Annotated in this window: 25 protein-coding genes and 1 rRNA gene; 1 reads left to right on the top strand and 25 read right to left on the bottom strand. The window is 70.2% G+C overall.

Features of this window, described 5'->3' with window-relative positions; all coding sequences use genetic code 11:
* Nucleotides 1-44: 44 nt before the first annotated feature.
* The 24 genes from ASG95_RS09250 to infC form a co-directional block, all read right to left on the bottom strand.
* Nucleotides 45-1,570: ribosomal RNA gene (locus ASG95_RS09250) — 16S ribosomal RNA — on the bottom strand.
* Nucleotides 1,571-2,275: 705 nt separating this feature from the next.
* On the bottom strand, nt 2,276-3,538 hold the full coding sequence (gene tyrS, locus ASG95_RS09245) for a tyrosine--tRNA ligase (RefSeq protein WP_057378829.1): 1,263 nt from the start codon (nt 3,536-3,538) through the stop codon (nt 2,276-2,278).
* Nucleotides 3,539-3,600: 62 nt separating this feature from the next.
* Complete coding sequence (locus ASG95_RS09240) at nt 3,601-4,260, bottom strand: DNA-3-methyladenine glycosylase (RefSeq protein ID WP_057377265.1); 660 nt, start codon at nt 4,258-4,260, stop codon at nt 3,601-3,603.
* Nucleotides 4,224-4,976, bottom strand: coding sequence for a succinate dehydrogenase/fumarate reductase iron-sulfur subunit (locus tag ASG95_RS09235; protein ID WP_056923374.1), 753 nt, complete (start codon nt 4,974-4,976; stop codon nt 4,224-4,226). The genes ASG95_RS09240 and ASG95_RS09235 overlap by 37 nt, the downstream gene beginning before the upstream one ends.
* Complete coding sequence (locus tag ASG95_RS09230) at nt 4,973-6,904, bottom strand: fumarate reductase/succinate dehydrogenase flavoprotein subunit (protein ID WP_056923375.1); 1,932 nt, start codon at nt 6,902-6,904, stop codon at nt 4,973-4,975. The genes ASG95_RS09235 and ASG95_RS09230 overlap by 4 nt, the downstream gene beginning before the upstream one ends.
* Nucleotides 6,905-6,970: 66 nt before the next feature.
* Nucleotides 6,971-7,786, bottom strand: coding sequence for a hypothetical protein (locus tag ASG95_RS09225; RefSeq protein ID WP_157581879.1), 816 nt, complete (start codon nt 7,784-7,786; stop codon nt 6,971-6,973).
* Between the two features lies 1 nt (nt 7,787).
* Entirely contained in the window at nt 7,788-8,078 is a 291-nt protein-coding gene (locus ASG95_RS09220) for a hypothetical protein (protein WP_056923377.1), read from the bottom strand.
* A gap of 104 nt (nt 8,079-8,182) precedes the next feature.
* A complete protein-coding gene (argH, locus tag ASG95_RS09215; RefSeq protein ID WP_235543662.1) occupies nt 8,183-9,634 on the bottom strand; it encodes an argininosuccinate lyase in 1,452 nt (483 codons plus the stop codon).
* On the bottom strand, nt 9,631-10,143 hold the full coding sequence (locus tag ASG95_RS09210; protein ID WP_056923379.1) for an arginine repressor: 513 nt from the start codon (nt 10,141-10,143) through the stop codon (nt 9,631-9,633). Before ASG95_RS09210 ends, argH begins: the two co-directional genes overlap by 4 nt.
* A gap of 4 nt (nt 10,144-10,147) precedes the next feature.
* Nucleotides 10,148-11,083, bottom strand: a complete 936-nt coding sequence (gene argF, locus ASG95_RS09205) for an ornithine carbamoyltransferase (protein WP_057377264.1) — start codon at nt 11,081-11,083, stop codon at nt 10,148-10,150.
* Nucleotides 11,080-12,345, bottom strand: a complete 1,266-nt coding sequence (locus tag ASG95_RS09200) for an acetylornithine transaminase (protein ID WP_056923381.1) — start codon at nt 12,343-12,345, stop codon at nt 11,080-11,082. Before ASG95_RS09200 ends, argF begins: the two co-directional genes overlap by 4 nt.
* The gene (argB, locus tag ASG95_RS09195; RefSeq protein ID WP_082592452.1) at nt 12,345-13,334 is read right to left on the bottom strand and encodes an acetylglutamate kinase; all 990 of its coding nucleotides are present in this window, start codon (nt 13,332-13,334) and stop codon (nt 12,345-12,347) included. Before argB ends, ASG95_RS09200 begins: the two co-directional genes overlap by 1 nt.
* On the bottom strand, nt 13,331-14,482 hold the full coding sequence (argJ, locus tag ASG95_RS09190; RefSeq protein WP_056923382.1) for a bifunctional glutamate N-acetyltransferase/amino-acid acetyltransferase ArgJ: 1,152 nt from the start codon (nt 14,480-14,482) through the stop codon (nt 13,331-13,333). The genes argB and argJ overlap by 4 nt, the downstream gene beginning before the upstream one ends.
* On the bottom strand, nt 14,479-14,889 hold the full coding sequence (locus ASG95_RS09185) for an ACT domain-containing protein (RefSeq protein WP_157581876.1): 411 nt from the start codon (nt 14,887-14,889) through the stop codon (nt 14,479-14,481). The genes argJ and ASG95_RS09185 overlap by 4 nt, the downstream gene beginning before the upstream one ends.
* Nucleotides 14,886-15,956 (bottom strand): N-acetyl-gamma-glutamyl-phosphate reductase, encoded by a 1,071-nt coding sequence (argC, locus tag ASG95_RS09180; protein WP_056923778.1) that lies wholly within the window; start codon nt 15,954-15,956, stop codon nt 14,886-14,888. Before argC ends, ASG95_RS09185 begins: the two co-directional genes overlap by 4 nt.
* 66 nt (nt 15,957-16,022) lie before the next feature.
* Nucleotides 16,023-16,808, bottom strand: coding sequence for a trans-aconitate 2-methyltransferase (locus ASG95_RS09175; protein ID WP_057377263.1), 786 nt, complete (start codon nt 16,806-16,808; stop codon nt 16,023-16,025).
* 77 nt (nt 16,809-16,885) lie between these two features.
* Nucleotides 16,886-17,599 (bottom strand): SDR family NAD(P)-dependent oxidoreductase, encoded by a 714-nt coding sequence (locus ASG95_RS09170; RefSeq protein WP_235543660.1) that lies wholly within the window; start codon nt 17,597-17,599, stop codon nt 16,886-16,888.
* 17 nt (nt 17,600-17,616) lie between these two features.
* A complete protein-coding gene (pheT, locus tag ASG95_RS09165) occupies nt 17,617-20,178 on the bottom strand; it encodes a phenylalanine--tRNA ligase subunit beta (RefSeq protein ID WP_057377261.1) in 2,562 nt (853 codons plus the stop codon).
* A complete protein-coding gene (pheS, locus tag ASG95_RS09160; RefSeq protein ID WP_057377260.1) occupies nt 20,178-21,284 on the bottom strand; it encodes a phenylalanine--tRNA ligase subunit alpha in 1,107 nt (368 codons plus the stop codon). Before pheS ends, pheT begins: the two co-directional genes overlap by 1 nt.
* A 346-nt stretch (nt 21,285-21,630) precedes the next feature.
* A complete protein-coding gene (locus ASG95_RS09155; protein ID WP_235543658.1) occupies nt 21,631-22,749 on the bottom strand; it encodes an ATP-binding protein in 1,119 nt (372 codons plus the stop codon).
* A 10-nt stretch (nt 22,750-22,759) separates the two neighbouring features.
* Entirely contained in the window at nt 22,760-23,551 is a 792-nt protein-coding gene (locus ASG95_RS09150) for an RNA methyltransferase (RefSeq protein ID WP_157582462.1), read from the bottom strand.
* Nucleotides 23,552-23,609: 58 nt separating this feature from the next.
* Nucleotides 23,610-23,996, bottom strand: a complete 387-nt coding sequence (gene rplT / locus ASG95_RS09145; RefSeq protein ID WP_056923389.1) for a 50S ribosomal protein L20 — start codon at nt 23,994-23,996, stop codon at nt 23,610-23,612.
* 80 nt (nt 23,997-24,076) lie between these two features.
* The gene (gene rpmI / locus ASG95_RS09140) at nt 24,077-24,271 is read right to left on the bottom strand and encodes a 50S ribosomal protein L35 (protein WP_056923390.1); all 195 of its coding nucleotides are present in this window, start codon (nt 24,269-24,271) and stop codon (nt 24,077-24,079) included.
* A gap of 91 nt (nt 24,272-24,362) precedes the next feature.
* On the bottom strand, nt 24,363-25,034 hold the full coding sequence (gene infC, locus ASG95_RS09135; RefSeq protein WP_057377258.1) for a translation initiation factor IF-3: 672 nt from the start codon (nt 25,032-25,034) through the stop codon (nt 24,363-24,365).
* A 362-nt stretch (nt 25,035-25,396) separates the two neighbouring features.
* Here infC and ASG95_RS09130 point away from each other — a divergent pair, with 362 nt between their 5' ends.
* On the top strand, nt 25,397-25,783 hold the full coding sequence (locus ASG95_RS09130; protein ID WP_057377257.1) for a DUF1844 domain-containing protein: 387 nt from the start codon (nt 25,397-25,399) through the stop codon (nt 25,781-25,783).
* Nucleotides 25,784-25,875: 92 nt separating this feature from the next.
* Here ASG95_RS09130 and ASG95_RS09125 read toward each other — a convergent pair whose 3' ends face one another.
* Nucleotides 25,876-26,970, bottom strand: coding sequence for a hypothetical protein (locus ASG95_RS09125; protein ID WP_157581870.1), 1,095 nt, complete (start codon nt 26,968-26,970; stop codon nt 25,876-25,878).
* Nucleotides 26,971-26,981: the final 11 nt, after the last annotated feature.

The following is a 26,981-nucleotide window of genomic DNA, read 5'->3' as shown; positions in this document are numbered from 1 at the left end:
TACAGACCAGGCTCTGGATCGCTTTCGCGACCAGTGCTCCTTAGAAAGGAGGTGATCCAGCCGCACCTTCCGGTACGGCTACCTTGTTACGACTTAGTCCCAATCGCCAGTCCCACCTTCGACGGCTCCCCCTCAAAGAGTTGGGCCACCGGCTTCGGGTGTTACCGACTTTCGTGACTTGACGGGCGGTGTGTACAAGGCCCGGGAACGTATTCACCGCAGCGTTGCTGATCTGCGATTACTAGCGACTCCGACTTCATGGGGTCGAGTTGCAGACCCCAATCCGAACTGAGACCGGTTTTTTGGGATTCGCTCCACCTCGCGGTTTCGCAGCCCTTTGTACCGGCCATTGTAGCATGCGTGAAGCCCAAGACATAAGGGGCATGATGATTTGACGTCATCCCCACCTTCCTCCGAGTTGACCCCGGCAGTCTCCTATGAGTCCCCACCATTACGTGCTGGCAACATAGAACGAGGGTTGCGCTCGTTGCGGGACTTAACCCAACATCTCACGACACGAGCTGACGACAACCATGCACCACCTGTATGCGAGTGTCCAAAGAGTTCTGCATCTCTGCAGCGTTCTCGCATATGTCAAGCCTTGGTAAGGTTCTTCGCGTTGCATCGAATTAATCCGCATGCTCCGCCGCTTGTGCGGGCCCCCGTCAATTCCTTTGAGTTTTAGCCTTGCGGCCGTACTCCCCAGGCGGGGAACTTAATGCGTTAGCTGCGGCACGGATCTCGTGGAATGAGACCCACACCTAGTTCCCAACGTTTACGGCATGGACTACCAGGGTATCTAATCCTGTTCGCTCCCCATGCTTTCGCTTCTCAGCGTCAGTAGTGGCCCAGAGACCTGCCTTCGCCATCGGTGTTCCTCCTGATATCTGCGCATTTCACCGCTACACCAGGAATTCCAGTCTCCCCTACCACACTCTAGTCTGCCCGTACCCACCGCAAGTCCGAGGTTGAGCCTCGGATTTTCACGGCAGACGCGACAAACCGCCTACAAGCTCTTTACGCCCAATAATTCCGGACAACGCTCGCACCCTACGTATTACCGCGGCTGCTGGCACGTAGTTAGCCGGTGCTTCTTCTGCAGGTACCGTCACTTTCGCTTCTTCCCTGCTGAAAGAGGTTTACAACCCGAAGGCCGTCATCCCTCACGCGGCGTCGCTGCATCAGGCTTTCGCCCATTGTGCAATATTCCCCACTGCTGCCTCCCGTAGGAGTCTGGGCCGTGTCTCAGTCCCAGTGTGGCCGGTCGCCCTCTCAGGCCGGCTACCCGTCGTCGCCTTGGTGAGCCATTACCTCACCAACAAGCTGATAGGCCGCGAGTCCATCCCAGACCGAAAAACTTTCCAGACGATAGCCATGCAGCTTCGTCTCGTATCCGGTATTAGCTCCGGTTTCCCGGGGTTATTCCAGAGTCTGGGGCAGGTTACTCACGTGTTACTCACCCGTTCGCCACTGATCCGGTAGGAGCAAGCTCCCACCTTCACCGTTCGACTTGCATGTGTTAAGCACGCCGCCAGCGTTCGTCCTGAGCCAGGATCAAACTCTCCATTGATGTTTAGCTCGTGATCCGAGGACCACGAAACTGCTACCCAAGAAGGGTTGTTTCACTGACTGAGCAAGAACAACTAGCTATTGCTAGAAATTCATTGTCAACCAAAGGATTTTCGTTCGACGTGACGGCATCCCCAGACCTTTGGCCTGGTTCGCTGCCACCTCGAGACGAGGTAATTGGCATCGATTTTTGACACGCTGTTGAGTTCTCAAGGTTCGGACGCGCACCATCCGCTGACCTTCCGGCCGGCGTTCGGGGCAACCCTTCAAAGTTACTCGCTTCGCTCTTGGGCGTCAAATCCTTGCGCTTCCTGCTGGAAGCGGTGGATTGAGCGCGCTTGGCTCTCCGCGAGGTGTTCCACTGTAGCAGGCTGACGGTGTTCCAAAAACTCAGCGTTTCCAGAACTCGCTAGCCGGCGTCCAGCAGCCCTTCCGGGCCGCTCAGATGCCCTCCGGCGAACCGGATGCTTTTCTGTGGAGCGCCCACTGTAGCAGCCTCTCGGCCCGCCTCTGACCACCCTTGCGGGCGCTCCGGAGCGTCTGGTTCCCCAGGTGCTTTTCGGTGGGGTCTGCCCCGGGACCGGCCTACTTCGCGCGAACTTTCGTTCACCGCGGTGGTGTCCGTTCCTCCCTGTCGGGCTGACGTCGAGAACATTAGACGGGCCTCCCCGCAAAACACAAATCCGCAGGTCAGCGACCTGCGGGGTCAGCTGGCGCGGCGGCCCGCGGCCAGCGACTTGCGGCCCCGACGCAGCAGCGCGACCCGTCCGTGCAGGAAGTCGGCCTCCTCGAGCGCCTGCTCGGGGTCGGTCAGCTTCGCGTTGTTGAGCGAGGCGCCGCCGTCACCGATCACCCGACGGGCGGCGTTGCGCGAGTCGACCAGGCCCACCGCCACGAGGGCGTCGGTCACAGACATCCCCACCGAGACCTCTCCCCCGGGCAGCTCCGCCGTGGCGTCGCCCAAGGTGCCTGCGTCGAGGGCGGTGACGTCACCCTTGCCGAAGAGCGCCTCGGAGGCGGCCTGCACCGCGGCGGTGGCCGCCGGCCCGTGCACGAGCGTGGTGACGTCGGCCGCCAGGGCCTTCTGGCACTCCCGCAGGAAGGGCTTCTCGGCCAGGGACTGCTCCAGCGCCGCGATCTCGTCGGCGGTGCGGTCGGTGAAGACCTTCAGCAGCGTCACCACCGACGCGTCCTCGGTGTTGATCCAGTACTGGTAGAAGGCGTAGGGACTGGTCATCTCCGGCGACAGCCAGATCGCGTTGCCCTCGCTCTTGCCGAACTTGTTGCCGGCCGCGTCGGTGAGCAGCGGTGTGGTGAGCAGGTGGACCGACTTTCCTTCCACCCGGTGGATCAGGTCCGAGCCGGCCGTCAGGTTGCCCCACTGGTCCTGCCCACCCGTCTGCAGCGTGCAACCGTAGTCGCGGAACAGCTGGAGGTAGTCGAGCCCCTGCAGCAGCTGGTAGCTGAACTCGGTGTAGGAGATGCCCTCCTCCGAGTTGAGCCGCGCGGCGACCGCGTCCTTCTTGACCATCTGGTTGACGCGGAAGTGCTTGCCGATGTCGCGCAGGAAGTCCAGGGCGGACAGCGGCTCCGTCCAGTCGAGGTTGTTGACGAAGACCGCGGGGTTGTCGCCCTCCACCGACAGGAACGGCCGCACCTGTCGCTCGATGTTCGCGACCCACTCGGCGGTCTGTTCCTTGGTCTTGAGGACCCGTTCCGACGACGGTCGTGGGTCGCCGATGAGACCGGTCGAGCCACCCACCAGGCAGATCACCCGGTGGCCGGCTCGCTGCAGGTGGCGCAGCACCACCAGCTGCACGAGGTTGCCGAAGTGCAGGGACGGAGCGGTGGGGTCGAAGCCGCAGTACGCCGTGATCGGCCCGTCGGCGAGGGCGTCGCGCAGCGCGGACTCGTCGGTGGTCTGGGCCACCAGTCCTCGCCACTTCAGCTCGTCGAGGATGTTGCTCACGGTGGGTCGCTCCTTCGCGTCGCACGACGTGCCGCGCTGTCGCGGCACGTCCACAGCCTGCCTCATGCCGGGTGCCTGCGTGCACGGGGTTTTGCCGGTCGGTACACCGACACCGTCGGCTCGCCGTCCAGCCAGAACCGCCACGGGTATGCCGCCGCCTCGCCGCCGGCTCCCGACACCCCCACGCGCGGGCCGGTGCGGATGGCCCGGGCCGGGATGGCGTGCGGGGCCGCGTGCAGCGCGACCGGTCCGCCCCGTGCGCAGGCGTCGAGGCCGGTCTGCTCACCGCGCAGTCCGAGGGTGGTCGCGAGCCGGGCCGGTCCCCGCGCCCAGTCGCGCCGCACCACCCCGGTCCGACGGGCGGCGGCGACGTCCTCCCCCGCGACGACCTCCCCTGCGCGCAGGAGCACGGCGCTGGCCTCACCCTCAGGGCCGCACACGAGGTTGGCGCACCAGTGCATGCCGTAGGTGAAGTAGACGTAGAGGCGGCCTGCCGCGCCGAACATCACCTCGGTGCGCGGCGTCGGGCCGCGAAAGGCGTGCGACCCCGGGTCGGCCGTGCCGGCATACGCCTCGACCTCGGTGAGCCGGAGCGTGACGCCCGCGTGCGAGATGGTCGCCCCGAGCAGTGCCGGGGCGACGTCGAGGACGTCCTCCGAGAAGAAGTCGCGCTCGAGCCGGTGGCCTAGCTCGAGCGGCGACGGATCTTGTTGCCCAGCCACACGACGGGATCGTAGTGACGGTCGACGACGCGTTCCTTCAGGGGGATCAGCGCGTTGTCGGTGATCTTGATGTGCTCGGGGCAGACCTCGGTGCAGCACTTGGTGATGTTGCAGTAGCCCAGCCCGTGCTCCTCCTTGGCCGCCTGGCGGCGGTCCGCGGTGTCGAGTGGGTGCATGTCGAGCTCGGCGACCCGCATGAGGAAGCGGGGCCCGGCGAAGCTGGTCTTGTTGTCCTCGTGGTCACGGACGACGTGGCAGACGTCCTGGCAGAGGAAGCACTCGATGCACTTGCGGAACTCCTGGCTGCGCTCCACGTCGACCTGCTGCATGCGGTAGTCACCCGGCTGGAGGTCGGCCGGCGGGCTGAACGCCTGCACCTCGCGCGCCTTCTGGTAGTTGAAGGACACGTCCGTCACCAGGTCGCGCATCACGGGGAAGGTGCGCAGCGGCGTCACCGTGATGACCTGCTCCTCGGTGAAGGTGCTCATCCGCGTCATGCAGAGCAGCCGTGGCTTGCCGTTGATCTCGGCACTGCACGAGCCGCACTTGCCGGCCTTGCAGTTCCAGCGCACCGCGAGGTCGGGCGCCTGGGTCGCCTGCAACCGGTGGATGATGTCGAGGACGACCTCACCCTCGTTGACCTCCACGGTGTAGTCCTGCAGGACTCCTCCGGCGGCGTCGCCGCGCCACACCTTGAACCTGGCGTCGTAGCTCATGAGCGGTCACTCCCGTCGGCGCTGCCCTGCTGGGTCGAGGAGCCACCCGCGTCGAGGCGGGCCAGCTCTGGTGCGGTGAGGTACTTGGACAGCTCGGTCCGCTCGAAGAGCTCGAGCAGGTCCTGCCGGATCTCGGGGACCGGCTGGCGCCTGAGCTGGACGGCGTCGGACCCGTCGAGCGTGCAGATCAGGTTGACTCCCCGCCACTCCGGGTCCATGCCCGGGAAGTCCTCTCGGGTGTGCCCACCGCGCGACTCGGTGCGCTCGAGGGCAGCCAACGCGACGCAGCGGCACACGGCGAGCATGTTGCGCAGGTCGAGGGCCAGGTGCCAGCCGGGGTTGAACTGCCGATGTCCTTCCACCCCAACGGATTTCGCGCGTTCGTCGAGGTCGTCGAGCATGTCGAGCGCCTCGCGGACCTCGCCCTCGCGGCGGATGATCCCGACCAGGTCGTTCATCTTCTGCTGGAGCTCCTGGTGGAGCGAGTAGGGGTTCTCCGAGGCGTCGCGGAACGGCGCCAGGGCAACCTCCGCCGCCCGGTCGACGTCTGCGTCCTGGATCGCCGGTCGTGAGTCACCAAGCGCCGCAATGTATTCCGAGGCACCGACGCCGGCGCGACGGCCGAAGACCAGCAGGTCCGAGAGGCTGTTGCCGCCGAGCCGGTTGGAGCCGTGCATGCCGCCCGCGACCTCACCCGCCGCATACAGGCCCGGCACGGAGGTGGCCGCGGTGTCGGCGTCGACCTCGACGCCACCCATCACGTAGTGGCAGGTGGGACCGACCTCCATCGGCTCCGCCGTGATGTCGACGTCGGCCAGCTCCTTGAACTGGTGGTGCATCGACGGCAGCCGACGTCTGATCTCCTCGGCCGGGAGCCGCGTCGAGACGTCGAGGAAGACGCCACCGTGCGGTGAGCTGCGCCCCTCCTTGACCTCGTTGTTGATGGCGCGGGCGACCTCGTCCCGCGGCAGGAGCTCAGGGGGTCGCTTGTTGTTCTCGGGGTCCTTGTACCAGCGGTCCGCCTCCTCCTCGGTGTCTGCGTACTGGCCACGGAAGACGTCGGGGACGTAGTCGAACATGAAGCGCTTGCCCTCGGAGTTGCGCAGCACACCCCCGTCGCCGCGCACCGACTCGGTGACGAGGATGCCCTTCACCGACGGTGGCCACACCATGCCGGTGGGGTGGAACTGGATGAACTCCATGTTGACGAGGGAAGCGCCCGCGCGCAGCGCCAGGGCGTGGCCGTCGCCGGTGTACTCCCAGGAGTTGCTGGTGACCTTGAACGACTTGCCGATGCCACCGGTGGCCAGGATGACGGCCGGTGCGGAGAAGAGCACGAACCGGCCCGACTCACGCCAGTAGCCGAACGCCCCGGCCACGGCGCCGTCGGCCTTGAGGATGTCGGTGACGGTCAGCTCGGCGAACACCCTGAGCCGGCTCTCGTAGTCGCCCGTCTCGCGGTGGTCCTCCTGCTGCAGGCTCACGATCTTCTGCTGGAGGGTGCGGATCAGCTCCAGGCCGGTGCGGTCACCGACGTGGGCGAGCCTGGGGTACTCGTGGCCACCGAAGTTGCGCTGGCTGATGCGGCCGTCGGGTGTGCGGTCGAAGAGCGCGCCGTAGGTCTCGAGCTCCCACACCCGCATCGGCGCTTCCTTGGCGTGCAGCTCGGCCATCCGCGGGTTGTTGAGGAACTTGCCCCCGCGCATGGTGTCGCGGAAGTGGGTCTGCCAGTTGTCCTTCTCGTTGGCGTTGCCCATCGACGCGGCGATGCCACCCTCGGCCATCACGGTGTGGGCCTTGCCGAAGAGGCTCTTGCAGATGATCGCCGTCCGCAGACCCTGCTCCCTCGCCTCGATCGCGGCACGCAGCCCGGCACCACCCGCCCCGATGACGATGACGTCGTAGTCGTGCCTCTCGAGGTCGGTCACTCGCACTCCTTGGGTCTGCCGTGGCCCGTGGGCCGGTCACGTGGGCTGGGCTGGTGGGCTGGTGGGCTAGTTGATGATGCGGAAGTCGCCGATCGTGCCCGCCGAGACGAGGGCGATGTAGGCGTCGGTCACCACGAGGCTGCCGAGGGTCACCCACGCGAACAGCATGTGGCGGGCGTTGAGCTTGCCCACCAGGCCCCACGCCTTGTAGCGCAGCGGGTGCTTGCTGAAGTGGTTGAGGCGACCACCGACGATGTTGCGGCAGGAGTGGCAGCCGAGCGTGTAGCACCAGAGCAGCACGACGTTGGCCAGCAGGATGAGCGTGCCGAGGCCGAGCCCGAAACCACCGTCCCTGCCGCGGAACGCGTGCAGCACGTCGTAGGTGTTGATCAGGCTGATGACCACGGCGGCGTAGAAGAAGTAGCGGTGCAGGTTCTGCATGATGAGCGGGAAGCGGGTCTCACCGGAGTACTCCCGGTGCGCCTCGGGCACCGCGCAGGCCGGCGGCGAGTTCCAGAACGAGCGGTAGTAGGCCTTGCGGTAGTAATAGCAGGTGAGCCGGAACAGCAGCAGGAACGGCAGCGTCAGCGCCGCGAACGGGATGAGTGCCGGCCACTCGCCGAACGGCGTGCCGAAGTGCGTCGAGCCCGGCACGCAGGAGGTCGACAGGCACGGGGAGTAGAACGGCGTGAGGTAGCCGTAGTCGGCCACGAAGTAGTCCCGCTGCAGGCTGGCGCGCACGAGGCCGTAGAGCAGCCAGGCCGAGAAGCAGACGAACGTGACGAAGGGCTGGAGCCACCAGCGGTCCTCGCGGAGGGTGCGCGCGGCGATGCGGGCCCGACCGGGGGCATGGACGCCTCCGCTGAAGGGGACGTTCGACACCTCAGTGGCCCCGGGAGGGGCCGACGCCCTCGTCCTCGGCATCGGACCACAGCGAGGGGTCGTACTCCTCGTCGGTGATGAAGACGATCTCGCCCGGCGCACCGGCCCGGTCCTGGGAGCCGACCCCGGCTCCCCGCGCCACGAGGTCGACGTCGTCCGCGAGCCGCACGACATCGTCGCGCAGTCGTTGCACGTCGATGGTGTTGCCGAGCTCCTTCGAGAGCGCGGTCACCGCCCGTCGCAGCCCGGCCACGTGACCTGCAGCCGCTGTGAGGTCGTCGCTGACGCCCATGACACCGTCCCTTCGCAAGGCGGATGCGGGTCGTCAGTGACCCGCATCACGAACCTATCGCGTGCTTCCCGAGATTTCTCGGAAGCGGACGGACGGGTATGCCGTCAGCGCACCCGGATCGGTGCACCCGCCCAGGCGCGGGCCTCGGAGACCGCCGCGGCCACGCGGTCGCGCTGCTCCGCGACGCGATCCGGGGCGGTGCCGCCCCGGGCGTTGCGGGACGCCAGCGAGCCCTCGACGCTGAGGACGTCGCGGACCCCGGGCGTGAGGTGCTCGGAGATGCCGGCGAGGTCGGCGTCGTTGAGGTCCCACAGCTCGATCCCCCGCTCCTCGCACGCCCGCACGCAGGCGCCGGCGACCTCGTGGGCCACGCGGAACGGCACTCCTTCGCGGACCAGCCACTCGGCGATGTCGGTCGCCAGCGAGAAGCCCTGGGGGGCGAGCGAGGCCAGCCGCTCGGTGTCGAAGACCATCGTGGCCACCATGCCGCTGAACGCCGGCAGCAGGACCTCGAGGGTGTCGACGGCGTCGAAGACCGGCTCCTTGTCCTCCTGGAGGTCGCGGTTGTAGGCCAGCGGCAGGGCCTTGAGGGTCGTGAGGAGACCGGTGAGGTCGCCGACCAGGCGGCCCGCCTTGCCCCGCGCGAGCTCGGCGACGTCGGGGTTCTTCTTCTGCGGCATGATGCTCGACCCGGTCGAGTAGGCGTCGTCGAGCGTGACGAACGAGAACTCCTTGGTCGCCCAGAGGACCACCTCCTCGGCGAGCCGGGAGATGTCGATCGCCGTCATGGCCGCGATGAAGGCGAACTCGGCCACGAAGTCCCGGGACGCCGTGCCGTCGATGGAGTTCTCGACCGACGTGGTGAACCCCAGGTCGGCGGCCACCGCCTCGGGGTCGAGCCCGAGCGACGAGCCCGCGAGGGCGCCCGACCCGTAGGGAGAGACCGCCGCCCGGACGTCCCAGTCCTGCAGCCGCTGGACATCGCGCAGGAGCGGCCAGGCGTGGGCGAGCAGGTGGTGGGCCAGCAGCACCGGCTGGGCGTGCTGGAGGTGGGTGCGGCCGGGCATCGGCACGTCGGCGTGCCGGGTGGCCTGGTCGACCAGGGAGTCGACCACGTCGAGCACGAGCCCTGCGACCGAGCGGGCGTGGTCCCGCAGGTACATGCGGAAGAGCGTGGCGATCTGGTCGTTCCGTGAGCGGCCGGCCCGCAGCCGTCCACCGACGTCGGACCCGGCCCGCTCGATCAGGCCGCGCTCCAGCGCGGTGTGCACGTCCTCGTCGTCGTCACCGGGCCGGAACGCCCCGGAGGCGACGTCCTCGGCGAGGGTCGCCAGGCCGGCCAGCATCGCGGCGAGGTTCGCGTCGTCGAGCAACCCGGCCGCGTGGAGCACCCGGGCGTGGGCCCGTGACCCGGCGATGTCGTACTGCGCGAGCCGCCAGTCGAAGTGGGTCGACTTGCTCAGGGCGGCGAGCGCGTCCGCCGGCCCGCCCGCGAAGCGTCCGCCCCACAGGCTGACCTTCGCCTGGCTCAGGTCTGGTTCCACAGCGGGGCTCACTCGTTCTCCTCGGTAGTCGTGCTGGCGCGGCCGAGCAGGTCGCCGGCGACCTTGCGGCTGGCGGCTGCGCCGGTGGTGATGACCATGATGGTGTCGTCGCCCGCGATGGTGCCGAGCACCCCGGTCAGGGCGGCGTGGTCGATGGCCGAGGCCAGGTAGTTCGCCGCTCCCGGTGGCGTGCGCAGCACGACCAGGTTGTGCGAGGGCTCGGCGGTGACCAGCAGCTCCTCGCAGACCCGGCGGAGCCGCGCGGTGAGCTGCGTGCCGTCCGGCGCGGGGCGGGCGGTGCGGTCACCGCCCTCTCCCGGCACGGCATACACGAGGGTGCGCCCCGAGCGGACCTTGACGGCACCGATCTCGAGGAGGTCCCTCGACAGGGTCGCCTGGGTGACGTCGATGCCGTCGTCGGCGAGCAGGTCGAGCAGCTCGTTCTGCGAGCGCACCTCGGTGCGCCCGAGGATCGCGACGATCCGTTGCTGGCGACCGGTCCGGGTGGCGGCGAGGCTCATCGGCTCAGGCCCCCTCGAGGAGGAAGGAGAGCAGCGCCTTCTGCGCGTGCAGCCGGTTCTCGGCCTCGTCCCACACCACCGACTGGGGGCCGTCGATCACCTCGGCCTCGACCTCGTAGCCGCGGTAGGCCGGCAGGCAGTGCAGGAAGATCGCGTCGGGGGACGCCTTCGCCATGAGGGACTGGGTCACGGCGAACGGCACGAAGGGGCTCTCCGCTCCCTGCCGGTCGCCCTTCTCCCCCTCCATGCCCATCGACACCCAGGTGTCGGTGACCACCACGTCGATCCCCTCGACCGCGGCGACCGGGTCGTCCGTGACGAGGACCGAGCCGCCCTGTGCCGCTGCGAGCTCCTCGGCCCTGGCGAGGATCGCCGGAGCCGGCTGGTGGGCCGCGGGGGTGCCGATGCGCACGTGCATCCCGGCCAGTGCGCACCCCAACAGGTAGGAGTGCGCCATGTTGTTGGCGCCGTCGCCGACGTAGCCGAGGGTGAGACCGGCCAGGGTCCCCTTGTGCTCGAGGACCGTGAGCAGGTCGGCGAGGATCTGGCAGGGGTGGAAGTCGTCGGTCAGGGCGTTCACGACCGGGACTCCCCCGTGGGCGGCCATCTCCTCGATCCGGTCCTGCCCGTAGGTGCGCCAGACGACCGCGGCCGACTGGGGGCCGAGGATGCGGGCGGTGTCAGCGACCGACTCGCGGGTGCCGATCTGCGCGAGGTTGCCGTCGACGACCAGCGGGTAGCCGCCCAGGCCGGTGATGGCCCCCGCGAAGGAGACCTGGGTGCGCAGCGTCGGCTTGTCGAACACGACGGCCACGGTGCGCGGGCCCTCGAGCGGGCGGCGCGAGAAGGGCGCAGCCTTGAGCTCGACGGCACGCCGCAGGACCAGGGCCTGCTCCTCGGCCGTCAGGTCGTCGTCGCGCAGGAAGTGTCGCAGGGTCATGACGCGTCCTCGGGGGTTGGCTCGTGGGGGGTGGCGGAGGTCGTGGCCGGGGTCGGGGCGTCGGGAACGGCGGCGGCCGACGCGGCGTCGAGCAGGGCGGGCAGGGCGTGCACGAAGGAGTCGAGCTCGTCGGTGGTGACGACCAGCGGCGGGGCGAGCCGGAGCGCGTCGGGAGCCACCGGGTTGACGATGAAGCCCGCTTCCCGGGCCAGCGCGGCGACCTGGGCGGCGACGGGCTGGGTCAGGACGATGGCGCGGAGCAGCCCGGCTCCCCTCACCTCCGCCACCAGCGGGTGCCCCAGGGCGGTCACCGAGTCGACCAGGTGCTGACCGGCCTCGGCAGCGTGGGCGAGCAGCCCCTGCTCCTCGATGGTGTCGAGCACCGCGAGACCCGCTGCGGCGGCGAGCGGGTTGCCGCCGAACGTGCTGCCGTGCTGGCCCGCGGTGAGCAGGCCGGCGACCTCGGGGCCGAAGGCGACCAGCGCGCCGATCGGCACTCCCCCGCCGAGCCCCTTGGCGAGCGTGATGGCGTCGGGCAGCACCCCGGCCTGCTGGAAGGCGAACCAGCTGCCGGTGCGGCCGATGCCGGTCTGGATCTCGTCGAGGACGAGCAGGGCACCGTGCTGGTGCGTGAGCTCACGGGCGAGCCGCAGGTATGCCGTGCCCGGGCTGAGCACGCCGGCCTCACCTTGCACGGGTTCGAGGACCACCGCGGCCGTGTCGGAGGTGACGGCGGCGCGCAGGGCGGCCTCGTCGCCGAACGGGACGTGGGTGACGCCGGGGATGAGGGGCTCGAAGGGCTCGCGGTAGGCGAGCTTGTGGGTCAGCGCGAGGGCTCCGGTGGTGCGGCCGTGGAAGGCGCCCTCGGCCGCGACGATCCCGCTGCGGCCGGTGCGACGACTCAGCTTGATGGCGGCCTCGATGGCCTCGGCGCCGGAGTTGGCGAAGAACACCGCCGAGCCCTCGGGGGCCCCGGCCAGCGCCACCAGCCGCTCGGCCAGCGCGATCTGGCCCTCGGAGGTGAACAGGTTCGAGACGTGGATCGCCTCACCGGCCTGCTTGCTGATCGCGGCGACCAGGGCCGGGTGGCCGTGGCCGAGCGCGTTCACCGCGATGCCGCCGACCAGGTCGAGGTAGCGGTTGCCGTCGACGTCCCAGACGTGGCACCCGCTGCCGTGCGACAGCACGAGAGGTGGCAATCCGAAGACCCCCATCACCGAACGCTGGTAGCGCTCGAGCAGCTCGTCGTTGCGCGCTCCCATCAGGACTCCTCGTCCGCGACGATCATGGTGCCGATCCCCTCGGACGTGAAGACCTCCAGGAGCAGCGAGTGGGGCTGTCGGCCGTCGATGACGTGGGCCTGCGGCACCCCGCCCCGGACCGCCCGGATGCACGCCTCGAGCTTGGGGATCATGCCGGCGTCGACCCGCTGCAGCAGCTCCTGGGCGCCCGAGACCGTCAGCGACGACAGCAGCGAGTCCCGGTCCGGCCAGTCGGCGTAGACCCCCTCGACATCGGTCAGCATGACTAGCTTGTGCGCCTTGAGGGCCACCGCGAGCGCCGCGGCAGCGGTGTCGGCGTTGATGTTGAGGACCTGGCCGTCCACGTCGAGGTCGGGGGCCACCGTCGACACGACGGGGATCCGCCCGGCGTCGAGGATGTCCTGGACGGCTCCGGGGTTGACCGTCTCGACGTCACCGACCAGGCCGAGGTCGACCTCCTCGCCGTCGACGTGGGTGCCGCGACGACGGGCCCCGAAGAGCGCGGCGTCCTCCCCCGACAACCCCACGGCGACGGGTCCGTGCTGGTTGAGCAGGCCGACGAGCTCGCGGCCCACCTGGCCGGTCAGCACCATCCGGACCACGTCCATCACCTCGGGGGTGGTCACCCGCAGGCCACCACGGAACTCGCTGTGCAGCCCGAGCCGGTCGAGCATGGTGGCGATCTGCGGCCCGCCACCGTGCACGACGACGGGGCGCAGGCCGGCATACCGGAGGAAGGCGACGTCCTGGGCGAAGGCGGCCTTGAGGCCGTCGTCGACCATGGCGTTGCCGCCGTACTTGACCACGACGAGCGCGCCACGGAACTGCTCAAGCCACGGCAGCGCCTCGACGAGGGTCTGGGCCTTGCCCTGGGCGACCCGCAGCGCCGCCGCGCCGATGTGCCCGCGGACGGTGTTGGTCGACCGTCGCGCGGGTGCGGCGGGGGTGGTGGTGTCGATGGCGCCGGACGGGGTGGCTGGAGTGCTCATGAGGAGTAGGCCGAGTTCTCGTGGACGTAGTCGTGGGTGAGGTCGTTGGTCCAGATCGTCGCTGCCTCGCCGCCGGCGTGCAGGTCGACGACGACGTGCACCTCGCGCGCGGTCAGGTCGACCAGGCTCCGGTCCGCGCCGACTCCCCCGGCCCGGCAGACCTCGACTCCGTTGATGGAGACATCGAGGGCGTGCGGGTCGAACTCGGCGCCGGTCGTGCCGACCGCGGCCAGCACCCGGCCCCAGTTGGGGTCGTTGCCGAAGACCGCGCACTTGAACAGGTTGTTGCGCGCGATCGACCGGGCGACCTCGAGGGCGTCGGCCTCCGAGGCGGCGGTGCGCACCTCGATCGCGATGTCGTGGTGGGCGCCCTCCGCGTCGGCGATGAGCTGGCGGGCCAGGCTCGCGCAGACCTCCGTGACGGCGTCGGTCAGCTGGTCGGCATCGACCGGCACCCCCGAGGCGCCGGACGCCAGCAGGACCACCGTGTCGTTGGTGGACTGGCAGCCGTCGGAGTCGATCCGGTCGAAGGTCGTCGCCGTGGCGGAGCGCAGGCTGTCGCCGAGCTGGTCGGCGGTCACCACCGCATCCGTGGTGACGACCACGAGCATCGTGGCCAGCGCGGGCGCGAGCATGCCCGCGCCCTTGGCCATGCCCCCGACCGACCAGCCGGCGCGCTCGGCGACGGCGACCTTGTGGACGGTGTCGGTCGTCTTGATCGCGATGGCCGCGTCGGGCCCACCCTCCGTGGAGAGCGCGGTGGCCGCGGACTCCACACCGGCGAGCACCTTGTCCATCGGGAGCAGCTCGCCGATCAGCCCGGTCGAGCAGACCACCACGTCGTGGGAGGAGAGTCCGAGGACCTCGGCGACCTTCTCCGCCGTCGCGTGGGTGTCGGCGAAACCCTGCGCGCCGGTGCACGCGTTGGCCCCACCCGAGTTGAGGACGACGGCGTCGACCCGTCCGTCGAGCGACGACTGCCGCGACCAGGTGACGGGCGCCGCCTCGACCCGGTTGCTGGTGAAGACGGCGGCGGCGTGGTGGTCGGGTCCGTCGTTGACCACCAGGGCGAGGTCGGGGGTGCCGCTGGCCTTGATGCCTGCGGTGACCCCGGAGGCGCGGAAGCCGCGGGGCGTGGTCACGCTCATGGGGTCGCCCCACCGAGTCGGGCCGGCGCGGCGGTGTTGCCGTCGCGCTTCCAGATCGTCATGGCCTCATCGGCGCGGTCGGCCTCGATGAGGATCCAGTCGGTGTCGTAGGTCGACAGGGCGAGGATGCTGATGCCCTGCTTGGCCAGTGGCTCGAGCAGGCCCGAGAGCACCCCGACGGTGGAGAAGTCGAGGGGTCCGGCGATCTCGAAGGCCACCAGCGGACCCTGCACCTTGGTGCCCGACGGCACCGACTCGTGGGCGCACACGATCGAGGTCTCGCTGTCGGTGTACGTGATCGAGGCGAGCGGCCCGGTCCGCCAGTCCCAGGACGGCTCCTCACCGGCGGGCAGGCGGGCGAACCCGACCTCGACCGCGTGCCGCATCAGGTGCAGTGGCAGGCTCATGGCGCCACCCCTGCCACCGGAAGTCCGGTCGTCTCGGCCAGACCGAGCGCGAGGTTCATGCACTGCACCGCAGCACCTGCCGTTCCCTTGGTGAGGTTGTCGACCGCAGCCACCGCGACCAGGCGCCCAGCGCGTTCGTCGATGGTGACCTGGACGTGGACGCTGTTGCTGCCCAGCACGCTCGCCGTCGACGGCCACTGGCCCTCGGGGAGCAGGTGGACGAAGGCTTCGTCGGCATAGGACTTCTCCCACGCCTCCCGTATGCCGCGTGCGTCGACCGGTGCGTCGCCGGCCTCCGAGGACGCGCGCAGCCGGGCGGTGCAGGTCGCGAGGATGCCCCGCGGCATGGGCGCCAGGGTCGGCGTGAACGACACCTGCACGCCGGGTCCGCCCGGACCCGCGGCCGCGGTGAGGTTCTGCTCGATCTCGGGGGTGTGCCGGTGCGTGCCGCCTACTCCGTAGGGGGACATCGCGCCCATCACCTCGGCGCCGAGCAGGTGCGGCTTCAGTGACTTCCCGGCGCCCGAGGTCCCGGACGCCGCCACGACCACGACGTCGTGCGGGTCCAGCAGACCGGCGGCGAAGCCGGGCGCGAGGGCGAGCGAGACGGCGGTCGGGTAGCACCCGGGCACGGCGACCCTCCGGGTCCCCAGCAGCGCCTCGCGCTGGCGGCCACCACCCACGGGCAGCTCGGGCAGACCGTAGGCCCAGGCACCGGCATACGGGGTGTCGTAGAAGGTGGTCCACGCCTGCTCGTCCCGGAGCCGGAAGTCGGCGCCGCAGTCGATGACGGTCACCGAGTCGGGCAGCTGGGCGGCCAGCGCGGCGGAGTGTCCGTGCGGGAGCGCGAGGAAGACGACGTCGTGACCGGCGAGGACCTCGAGGGTGGTGTCCTCGACCACGCGCTCCGCGAGCGGGGTGAGGTGCGGGTGCAGGTCACCGAGGCGGCGCCCCGCGCTCGACCCCGCCGTCAACGCCCCGATCTCGACGTCGGGGTGGCCGAGCAGGAGCCGCAGGAGCTCCCCTCCGGCGTACCCGCTCGCTCCAGCGACTGCTGCCTTGACCATGTGCATAAACATACACGATCGTGCAGAGTCATGCACGCTGCGGTGCGGTCAGCCCACCACGGCGGGCTAGGGCTCGATGCGTCGCGCCAGCCAGCGCCGGCCCCGCCGCACGAAGGTCGGGCTGCCCGAGGCCGTGACGACCCGGTCCCCCGTCCGGACGAACCGCGCCATCTTCTGTCCGGCCGGGTGGCCCCAGTCGCCGAGGTAGTGGTACTCCCACGGCCCGAACCTCGCGGCCCACGCGAGGTCGTCCGAGTAGTGCCAGAAGACGTTCTTCTCGTTGAAGAACGGCTTGCCCTTCTTGGAGGGGATGACCAGGTCGATGGGGGTCGACGCCGGGCGCATGAAGAAGGTGGCATAGAAGGAGCCGCCCTCGCGCATCGCCGGCGCGAGGCGGTGCAGGCACAGCCGGATGTGGTTGAGGGACACGTGGGTGAACACCGACTGGGCGATGGCGTAGTCGAACCGCACCCCGAAGTCGACGTCGAACCGGTCGTTGGCGCGCAGGTTGGCCACCGGCAGCCGGGCGCGCTGGTCGGCACTGAGCTCCACGTCGTAGCCGGCCTGGATCAGGCTGTGGTTCGCCTCGACGGCGTAGTAGTGGCCGGGGTCGAGGTAGTCGATGAAGTGCCGGCCTGCGCGGAACGGGCCGCAGCCGATGTCGACCAGGCGGTGCTGCGGCAGCAGGCCCTGGCTGCGCAGGTAGGTCAGCTGGCGCTCGCCGTGGGTGCCCCAGATGCCGCCGATGAAGGCCCTGTGCGCACCTGCCTCGATCTCCTCGGGCGTGAACTCACGCCCCGAGTAGTCCGGCTGCTCGCCAGCGGTCTCCACGCGGTGCTCGATGGTGTTCACGGCGCCTCCTCGTCCGCCGCCACCCTAGTGGCGAGGAGACCTTCCGGGAGGCCCAACGCCAACCGAGCACGGCGGGATCAGGTCAGCGGGTCGTCGTCGCCCCAGCGCAGGAGGCCGAGCGTCCGGTCGGACTCGGCCAGGCCCTGGGCCGCTCGCGCCTTCAAGGACTCCGGGGTGTCGATCCCGGCCCGGACCATCCGGCCGTTCCAGTCGTCGAGCTCGCCGCGGGCGATGGCCAGCAGCAGGTCGGTCACCACGGCGGGCTCGGTCCACTCGGTGCGGTCGCGGTACGCGTCCATCGCCTGGGTCATGTCGGTGCGCACCACCCCCGGTGCGAGGTCGAAGGCGCGGACCCCGCGGTCGGCGTTGAGGCCCGTGGCGGCGGTCAGCCTGGCCAGTGCCCCCTTGCCCACGTTGTAGGCCGTCGCGATGTCGTAGTTGCGGTAGGCCGCGCCGGAGTTGATGTTGACGATCCGCCCCGCACCGGCAGCCACCATGTGCGGCAGCACGGCGCGCGTCATGAGGTAAGGACCGCGGAGGTTGACCTCGATCGTCTCCCACCACTGCTCGGGGTCGCTGTCCAGCAGCCCGACCTCGCGGTCGATCACCCCGGCGTTGTTGACCAACAGGTCGACCCGACCGTGGCGACCGATGATCTCCCCCACCCAGCGCTCGACCGCCACCGGGTCGGTGACGGGGGCGACGGCGCGCGAACCCCGCTCGACGGCATACCCGGCGTCCTCGAGGGCCGCGGCGAGGTGGTGACCGATGCCCCTGGAGGCACCCGTCACGACCGCAACCGGATCGGTCACCGCTGGCTCGCGCCGGTGCGGGTCGCGGCTTCCGCGACGGCGCGGTCACGCAAGGCACTCACCTCGTCGGTGGTGAGGGTCCGGTCGGCGGCCCGGAAGGTGAGGCGGTAGGCGAGCGACTTGCGGCCCTCCCCCACCTGCTCACCGCGGTAGACGTCGAACAGCACCACGGACTCGAGGCTCTCGCCGGCTCCGGCGCGCAGCGCGCTCTCCACGTCGCCCGCCGCGACCTGCTCGTCGACGACGAGGGCCACGTCGGTGTGGGCCAGCGGGTAGGTCGACAGGGCCCGCGCATCGAGCGGGACACCGGTGGCGGCCACGAGGACGTCGACGTCGAGCTCGCCCACGACGGTGCGGGGCGGCAGCTCGAGCGCGCTGGTCACCTTGGGGTGCAGCTCGCCGGCGTGGCCGACCACCGTCCCGTCGGCCAGAGCCAGCTGGGCGCACCGACCGGGGTGCCAGGGCGCCCGGTCGGTCGCACTGACCACCAGCTCGAGCCCGACCGAGCGACCCACGGCCAGGGCCCACGCGACGGCGTCGGCGGCCTCGGCCTGCCGACTGGGCCCCCACGGACCGCCGCGCTCCAGCTCACCAGCAGCCGCGTATGCCGCGTGGCGCGGCTGCGCAGGCACGGCACCGAGGATGGCGGCCAGGGTGGCGTCGTCCGGTCGGGCTTCGATGCCGGGGACGGGAGCGCTGGTGGGTGCGCTGCTGGCCCGGGTGACCAGACCGATCTCGTAGACCGCGACGTCGCGCGACCCGCGCGCCACGTTGCGACGCAAGGTGTCGAGCAGGGTGTCGAGCACCGACGTCCGCATCAGTGGCGCCTCGTCGGAGAGCGGGTTGACCAGCCGCACCGCGGCGCGACGCTCGTCGTCGGCCGGCAACGCGAGCCGGTCGAAGAGCGAGGGCGCGACGAACGGGTAGCTCAGCACCTCCACGAGGCCCTGGTGGGCCAGCGTCGTGGCGACGACCCGGCGAATCCGCTGGCCGTGGGTCAGCCCGCGCCCGGCCGCCTTGGGCTGCGGGAGCACCGACGGGATCTGGTCGTAGCCGCGCACCCGCGCGACCTCCTCGACCAGCTCGGGGCCGTCGGTCAGGTCAGGTCGCCACGAGGGCGGCAGCACGGCGACGTGGGTGTCCCCGGCTCCGTCCCCGGCGGGCTCCACGACCTCGCACCCGATGGCGCGCAGGGTCGTGAGGACCTCGGCCCGCGGGTAGTCCAGCCCGATGTAGCGGGTGGGCAGCGTCGTGTCGAAGTCGAACGGCTCGGCCGCGACCCTCAGGTCGACGTCCGTGACGCCCTCGTCGGCGGTGCCGCCACCGTGGCCGACCAGCAGGTCCACCGCGAGCTGCGCCGCGGCGGCCGTCACGGCGTGGTCGACCCCGCGCTCGAACCGCTTGGACGCCTCGGTGGTGAGGCGGTGGCGACGCGACGAGCGGGCCACCGTGATCGGGTCGAAGTGGGCCGCCTCGATCAGGACGTTGGTCGTCGTGCCGGTGACCTCCGAGGTCGCACCGCCCATCACGCCGGCGATGGCGAGGGGGGTGTCGGCGCCGTCGACGATCAGCAGGTCCTCGGGGTCGAGGAGCCGCTCGACGTCGTCGAGGGTCGTGAGCTTCTCCCCCGCCCGCGCCCTCCGGGTCCCGACCGACCCGGACAGGGTGTCGAGGTCGAACGCGTGCAGTGGCTGGCCGAGCAGCATCATCACGTAGTTGGTGACGTCGACGGCCAGCGAGATCGGGCGCATGCCCACCTGGGTCAGCCGCTTCCGCATCCAGGCCGGGCTGGCGGCCGTGACGTCGACACCCCGGACCACCCTCGCCACGTAGCGGTCGCACCCGGCCCGCCCACCCAGCGGGGCGTCGTCGGTGAGGTGCACGGCATACCCGTGGTCGTTGGCCTGGGGGACGACGAGGTCGGGGGCCTCGGCCGGGTCGTGGAAGGCCGCCCCCGTCGACAGCGCGTACTCGCGCGCGATGCCGCGCAACGAGAAGCAGTAGCCGCGGTCGGGCGTGACGTTGACCTCGACGACCTCGTCGGCGAGGTCGAGCAGCGCGATGGCGTCGTCACCCGGCTTCAGGTCTGCGGCGGCGTCCGCACCGAGCAGCTCGGTCAGCACGATGATCCCCGAGTGGTCGTCACCCAGGCCGAGCTCGGCCTGGCTGCAGATCATGCCGTTGGAGACGTGCCCGTAGGTCTTGCGCGCGGAGATCTCGAAGCCCCCGGGCAGCACCCCACCGGGCAGGACGCAGACGACGAGGTCGCCCACGCCGAAGTTGTGCGCGCCGCAGACGATCTCCTGCGGCTTGCCCTCGGTGAGCCGCTGGCCGTGCTCGCCGACGTCGACGGTGCACCAGTTGATGGTCTTGCCGTTCTTCTGCGGTTCGGGCTCGACGGACAGGACCCGCCCGACGACGAGGGGTCCAGAGATGTCGCCACCGTGCAGCCCCTCTTCCTCGAGGCCGACCCGCACGAGGGCGGCGGCGATGTCCTCACCGGTGGCGTCCGCGGGGACGTCGGCGAGCTCGCGCAGCCAGGACACGGGCGCGTGCATCAGATCTCCATTCCGAACTGCTGGGAGAAGCGGACGTCTCCCTCGACGATGTCGTGCATGTCCCCGACGTTGTGGCGCAGCATGAGCGAGCGCTCGATGCCCAGGCCGAACGCGAAACCGGTGTAGCGGTCGGTGTCGACACCGGCCGCGCGCAGCACGCGCTGGTTGACCATGCCGGAGCCGCCCAGCTCGATCCAGCCGGTGCCACCGCAGGTGCGGCACTTCTCGCCGTCGAGCGAGCCCGAGCCGCCACAGACCCAGCACCGGCAGTCGATCTCGGCGCTGGGCTCGGTGAAGGGGAAGTAGTTGGGCCGGAGCCGGGTCACGATGCCCTCACCGAACAGCCGCTGGACGAACGCGTCGAGCGTGCCCTTGAGGTGGGCCATGGTGATGCCCTCGTCGACGACCAGGCCCTCGAACTGGTGGAACACCGGCGTGTGCGTGGCGTCGAGGTCGTCGGTGCGGAACACCTTGCCCGGGCACAGCACGTAGATCGGCGGCTCGTGGTCGAGCATGGTGCGGACCTGCACCGGGGAGGTGTGGGTGCGCAGGACCAGCCCGGAGCCGGCCGGCTCGACGAAGAAGGTGTCCTGCTCCTGTCGGGCGGGGTGGTCGGCCGGGATGTTCAGGGCGTCGAAGGTCAGCCACTCCGACTCGACCTCGGGGCCCTCGGCGATCTCCCAGCCCATCGAGACGAAGATGTCCTCGACCCGCTCGGAGACCAGGCTGATCGGGTGCCTCGCCCCCAGCGGCCGTCGCGGGACGCGCACCGTGAGGTCGACGGTCTCCTCGACGAGGATGCGGCGGTCGCGGTCGGCCTCGAGCTCGGCCTGGCGGGCGGCCAGCGCCTGCGACACCTGCCCCCGAGCCTGCCCCACACGCTTGCCGGCCTCGGCCTTGGCGCTCGGCGGAAGGGCCCCGATCTCGCGGTTGGCCAGCGCGAGCGGACTCTTCTCCCCCTGGTGCGCCAGGCGGGCGGCCTTGAGCTCGTCGAGGGTGCCCGCCGCTGCGATCGCCTGCCGGGCGTCCGCCACGGCCTGTTCGACCTCGGCCGGGTCGAGTGCGGCCACCTCGACGGGGTCGTACTGCTTGTTGGGTCCTGACATCTCTTCCACTCTGCTCGTCAGCTCGTCGGCTCGGCACACTGGCGGTGCCGCAGACGGGCCCACCGTAGGCGGTGCGCCGAAAGTCTATGGGCCGCACGGATGCGGCCCGGGGTCCGGGTTCAGCCTTCGGGGCGAGTGCTGGGTGCAGGAGGTGTGCCGCGTGGGCGGCGTGGTGACGCAGGCAGAGGCGTCGCCGGGTGTGCCCTCAGTGCAGCGGTGCGACCGCGCCCGAAGGCACGGTAAATCGCTCCAGCTCGCTGCTCACCTCGCCAGCCTGACCCGGCCCACCGGGGCGGCGCAACCCGGTTTCACCGGATGGGCGGCTCGGGCGAGGCAGCCCGGCCGCTCAGGCGAGGTAGTCGGGCGGTTCGGACGGCAGGCTGATCCGGAACTGCGCGCCACCTGCGTGCCCGTCCTCGACCTGGACCCGTCCGCCGTGCGCCTCGACGAGTCCCTTGACGACGTAGAGCCCGAGCCCGGTGCTGCCGCGCCCGGAGCCGTGCCAGAACCGGCTGAACACCAGGTGGCGGTGGTCGGAGGCGATGCCCTTGCCCTGGTCGGCGACCAGCAGGTCGACGCCCGCGGCGTGGTGACCCCTGGCCTCGAGCGCGGCCTGCCCGTCGTCGGAGGAGCGCTGGGCGGCGAGGGTCACGACTCCCTCGCCGTGGCGGAAGGCGTTCTCGATGAGGTTCGACAGGATCTGGTCGAGCCGGTCCGGGTCGGCCCACACCTCGGGCAGCTCGTCGGAGACCTCGATCGCGAAGCGGTCTCGGTCGAGCCCACTGGCCACCGCCCGCTCGACGTGCCGTTGGAAGACGGCGGAGACGTCGATCGGCAGGGGGCGGATCTGGAGCCGACCGGAGTCGATCCGCGAGACGTCGAGCAGCTCGGTGATCAACCGGGTGACGCGGTCGGCGTCGGCCTCGATGGTCTCGAGCATCAGCCGTTTCTGGTCGTCGCTGAAGCGGTCCCACCGGCGCAGCAGCGTGGACGAAAAACCCTTGACCGAGGTGAGCGGCGAACGCAGCTCGTGGGCGACCGTCGAGATGACGGCAGCGTTCTCGGCCTCGGCCCGGCGACGGTACAACGCGTCGCGCATGAGGATGTTGACCTGGTTCACCGGCTGGTTGCGCCCGGGTCGCAGGTACTTGGCGGTCACCAGCACCTCACGTCCGTTGTGCCGGAGCATGAGGAGCTTCTCGCGGTGACCGGTGCGGATCCGCAGCCCACCCCACGGGTTGGTGACGGTCCACCAGGACGAGCCGTCGCTGTCCTGCAGGTCGACCGCCTCGCGGATGTCGGCGCCGACGAGCTCCTCCCGCGGACGACCGAGGATGCGGGTCGCGCGGGTGTTGAGGAAGAGGATCCGACCGTCGGCGTCCGCGGCCACCAGGCCGTCCGGGATCAGCTCGGCGGCAGTGCCAGCGGACTGGGTGTCCATCAGCATGCCGGGCTGGAAGTCCATGCCGCCGACCTTAACGGTTGTGTGCGGCTGCAGACGCGTAGAGGCACACCGTGGCGGCCATGGCGAGGTTGAGTGACTCGGCCCGGCCGTAGATCGGGACGCGGACGACCTCGTCGCACAGGTCGCGCACCTCGGGCGCCAGACCCCAGGCCTCGTTGCCCATCACCCACGCATGGGGCGGGGCCAGGTCGACCTGCGGCAACAGGACGTCTCCGGCTCCGTCGGCCGCGAGGACCCTGATCCCGGCGGCTCGGAGCCGACCCACGGTCTCCTCGATCGGCAGCCCGGTGACCAGCGGCAGGTGGAACAACGAGCCCGCCGTGGACCGCACCACCTTGGGCGAGTGCACGTCGACCGACGCGTCGCTCACCAGCACCGCGTCGGCGCCGGCGGCGTCGGCACCGCGGATGACCGTGCCCGCGTTGCCCGGGTCGCGCACGTTGGTGAGCAGCACCAGCAGGCGGGGCACGGACGCGAGCACCTCGTCGAGGGTCGCGGTCGTCGTCGTGCAGACCGCAGCGAGCCCTTGCGGGGTGGGCGTGTCGCACATGGCGGCGAGCACCTCGTCACTGACCTCGTGCAGGTAGCGCCCGGCCTCGGTCGCCGCCTCGACGACGTCGGCGTGGCGGGTCCGGGCCTGCGCCGTGAGGTAGAGGTCGACCACCTGCTCCGGGTGGTGGACCACGGCCTCACGCACCGACTGCGGCCCCTCCGCGAGGAACCGTCCGGTGCGCAGACGCACTGAGCGCCGGGACAGTGCCTTCACCGACTTCACGCGCTCGGCCCCTGGGTTGGTCATCACAGGTGGCTCGCGGTGGGTCGGCGGGGGCATGTCCCGGCGCTCGGAGGTGCTTGGTCGATCAGGCCGACGCAGCCGCGGTCTCCGTGGTCGCCGGCACGTTCGCGCGGGCGATCTCGACGAGGGCGGTGAAGGCGACCTCGTCGCTGACGGCGAGCTCGGCCAGCATGCGACGGTCGACCTCGATCTCCGCGGCCTTGAGGCCCTGGATGAACCGGTTGTAGGTCATGCCGTTCGCGCGGGCGCCGGCGTTGATGCGCTGGATCCAGAGGCGACGGAAGTCACCCTTGCGGGCGCGACGGTCACGGTAGGCGTACCCGAGGGAGTGGGTGACCTGCTCCTTGGCCTTCCGGTAGAGCCGCGAACGCTGCCCGCGGTAACCGCTGGCGCGCTCGAGGACGACCCGGCGCTTCTTCTGGGCGTTGACCGCCCGCTTCACGCGTGCCACGTGAGTTCTCCTTGCTGTGTAGGTCTAGCGTCCGGAACTGCTGTGCTGAGCCCGGCTGTGCTGGTGGGGGTGGGCTCGGCTCAGCGGCCGAGAAGCTTCTTGACCTTCTTGGCGTCCGGCTTGGACACCTCGACGTCGTTCGCGATCGAGCGGGTGTACTTCGAGGACTTGTGCTCGAGGTAGTGGCGGCCGTTGGTCTGCTCGCGCATGACCTTGCCCGTGCCGGTGATCTTGAACCGCTTCTTGGCACCGGAGTGCGTCTTCATCTTCGGCATGGCTGCCGATCTCCTTGCTGTCGATGCGCTCGCCTCATGAGGCGACCGACTGTTCGGTGGTTCGTGCGTCGTTCGGTCGTGCAGGTCGTGCTCAGGCCTGGTCGGCCGTGGCCTCCGCTGCCGCGGGGGCTGCGTCAGGGGTGGTCTGCTCGGGGCTGGTCTGCTCGGGGCTGGTCTGCTCGGGGCTCTGCTCCGGGGCCTGCTCAGCGTCCTGCTCAGGGGCGGCGGACTGCTCCGCACCGCTGGCCGGCTCGTGCGAGGTCCGGGCGCGGCGCTGCTCTGCCATCGCCTCGGACTTCTTCTTGGTCGGGGCCAGCACCATGATCATGTTGCGGCCGTCCTGCTTGGGGGCCGACTCGACGGTGCCCAGCTCCAGCACGTCCTCCGCGAGGCGCTGCAGGAGGCGGAACCCGAGCTCGGGGCGCGACTGCTCGCGTCCGCGGAACATGATCGTCACCTTGACCTTGTCGCCACCCTTGAGGAACCGCTCGACGTGGCCCTTCTTGGTGCCGTAGTCATGCGGGTCGATCTTCGGGCGGAGCTTGATCTCCTTGATGACCGTGTTGACCTGGTTCTTGCGCGCTTCGCGTGCCTTGAGTGCCGCTTCGTACTTGAACTTGCCGAAGTCCATGAGCTTGGCGACCGGAGGCTTGGCCATCGGGGCGACCTCGACGAGGTCGAGGTCAGCCTCGGCAGCCAGACGCAGTGCGTCTTCGACGCGCACGATGCCGACCTGTTCTCCGTTGGGGCCAACCAACCGCACTTCGGGTACCCGAATGCGGTCGTTGATGCGAGGTTCGCTGATGTTGGTGCTCCTCTGTTGGAAGTTCACTGCCGTGAAGGTGCTGCTGTTGATGTCACGAGGGCGGCCGCTGCAACGAAGAAAGGCTCCCCGTCGCCGTTGCGCGGGAAGCCTCACCTGTCCGTCACTCGCCCCCGAGGGGAGGTATGCCGCGTGGCTCGCGCCCGCGGCATACGCCTCGGTGACTCCGTGGACCCGGCAACCGTGCGGTTGACGCGGGTGGAAGCAGGTGCTGCTTCACTTGCACACCGGGCCCGCTGCTGGGCGACCCTCTCAGGTCACCCGACGATGGACACGGCCGGTCGATCTGAAAGGCTACCAGCGTGAGCACCGAATCTCCCAATCCCGCCGCTGCCGACCACGACGGCGAAGCCGCAGGTCACGAGCAGGCCACGCGGGACATCGCGGAGGTGCCGGCGGTGGAGGTCATCACCACCGCCGCGATCCACCTGATGAGCGCCGCGGCGGTCAAGTGCGGGCTCGCCGAGGGGCCCGATGCGGCCGAGCACCTCGACCTCGACGAGGCACGGCGGCTGATCTCGGCGCTGGCGGGGCTGGTGACGGCCAGCGCCCCCGACCTGGGCAGCCAGCACGCCGCTCCCCTGCGCGACGGGCTGAAGTCCTTGCAGCTGGCGTTCCGGGAGGCCTCGGTCATCCAGGACCCGCCCGGGCAGGGCCCCGGCGAGAAGCTCACCGGCTCCGTCGTCTGACCAGACGTCACCCAGCTCTCGGCATCGCCAGGGCCCCGGCGAGAAGCTCACCGGCTCGGTCGTCTGACCAGATGTCACCGTCGTCGCCGACGTCAGTCCAGGTCGCGCACCGTCGTCGTCGACCGGGGGCCACGGCCGTCGGCGTACTGCGCCGCGCCCGACTCGTAGGTCTGGACCAGCTGGTTGCCGTGCAGCGCGATGCCCTCGGCCATCGTCGACGGGATCTCGATCGACTCCCGCTCCCCCGTGGCCCGGTCGATCCGGGTGAGGGTGCTGTGCTCCGCGTCGCGGCCCTCGGACTGCGAGACGTAGACGTAGTCGTCGTTGACCGCGATGCCCTGCATCTCCTGCTCGCCACCCATGACCGAGCTCGGGATGGCCGAGACGCTGCCGTCCGCGCCCACGTCGTAGGTGTAGATCCGGTCGCTCCCGTGCCCGTTGAACTGCGCGGTCCAGAGCTGGCCGTCGTGGTAGGTCACGGTGCTGTAGCCGTCGACCGGGAAGCTGTCGTGCACCGGCGCCGTGCTGCCGTTGTCGGCCGCGCGCAGCTCGGACAGTGAGTAGAGCTGGACCTGCCCGGCTCCGGACACCCACACGTGGTCACCGTGCACGGCCACCCCGCCGTAGTGGTCGATCCCGGCGAGCCGGACGGTGTTGAGGACTTCACCGGTGGCGGCGTCCTGGATGACGAGCAGCCCGTCGGCGGTGTCGTGCGCGTTGTAGAGCGTGGTGAGGAGGAGGCCGCCGCCGGCGTCGATGGCCAGGCCCTGTGGGGTCCACGGGGAGTCGGCACCGAACAGCGCCCACAGGAGGTCCTGGGGTCGCACCGGCAGCTCGGGGTCGAGGGGGATGTCGGGGCCGTCCTGCTCGGTGGTCTGGTCGAGCGGCACCGACGGACCGTCTCCGTGCCCGTCCGAGACGGCACTGGCCTCGACCTGGGCCTGCAGCTCGGCGAAGAGCTCGGCCGAGAGCTGGCGGACCCCGGCGGCGGCCGACTCGACGTCGTGGACCATCGCTCCGGATCGGCGCACGAAGGCCGCCGCGTCGGGGCCGGTCCACACCGGCCGCAGGGTGGCCACGGCCTTCTGGACGTCGGCGGTCGCCTCGTCCAACCACCGCGCGTGCGTCCTGAGGCGCGCGGCGATGTCACGCACGCGGTCCTCGCGCATGCCCTTCCGGTCGTCCACGCTGCCCCCAG

Source organism: Phycicoccus sp. Soil803 (genome assembly GCF_001429685.1).
GTDB lineage: Bacteria > Actinomycetota > Actinomycetes > Actinomycetales > Dermatophilaceae > Pedococcus.
Note: the sequence above shows the minus strand (reverse complement) of the source record. Positions and strands in the feature narration are given on the sequence as shown.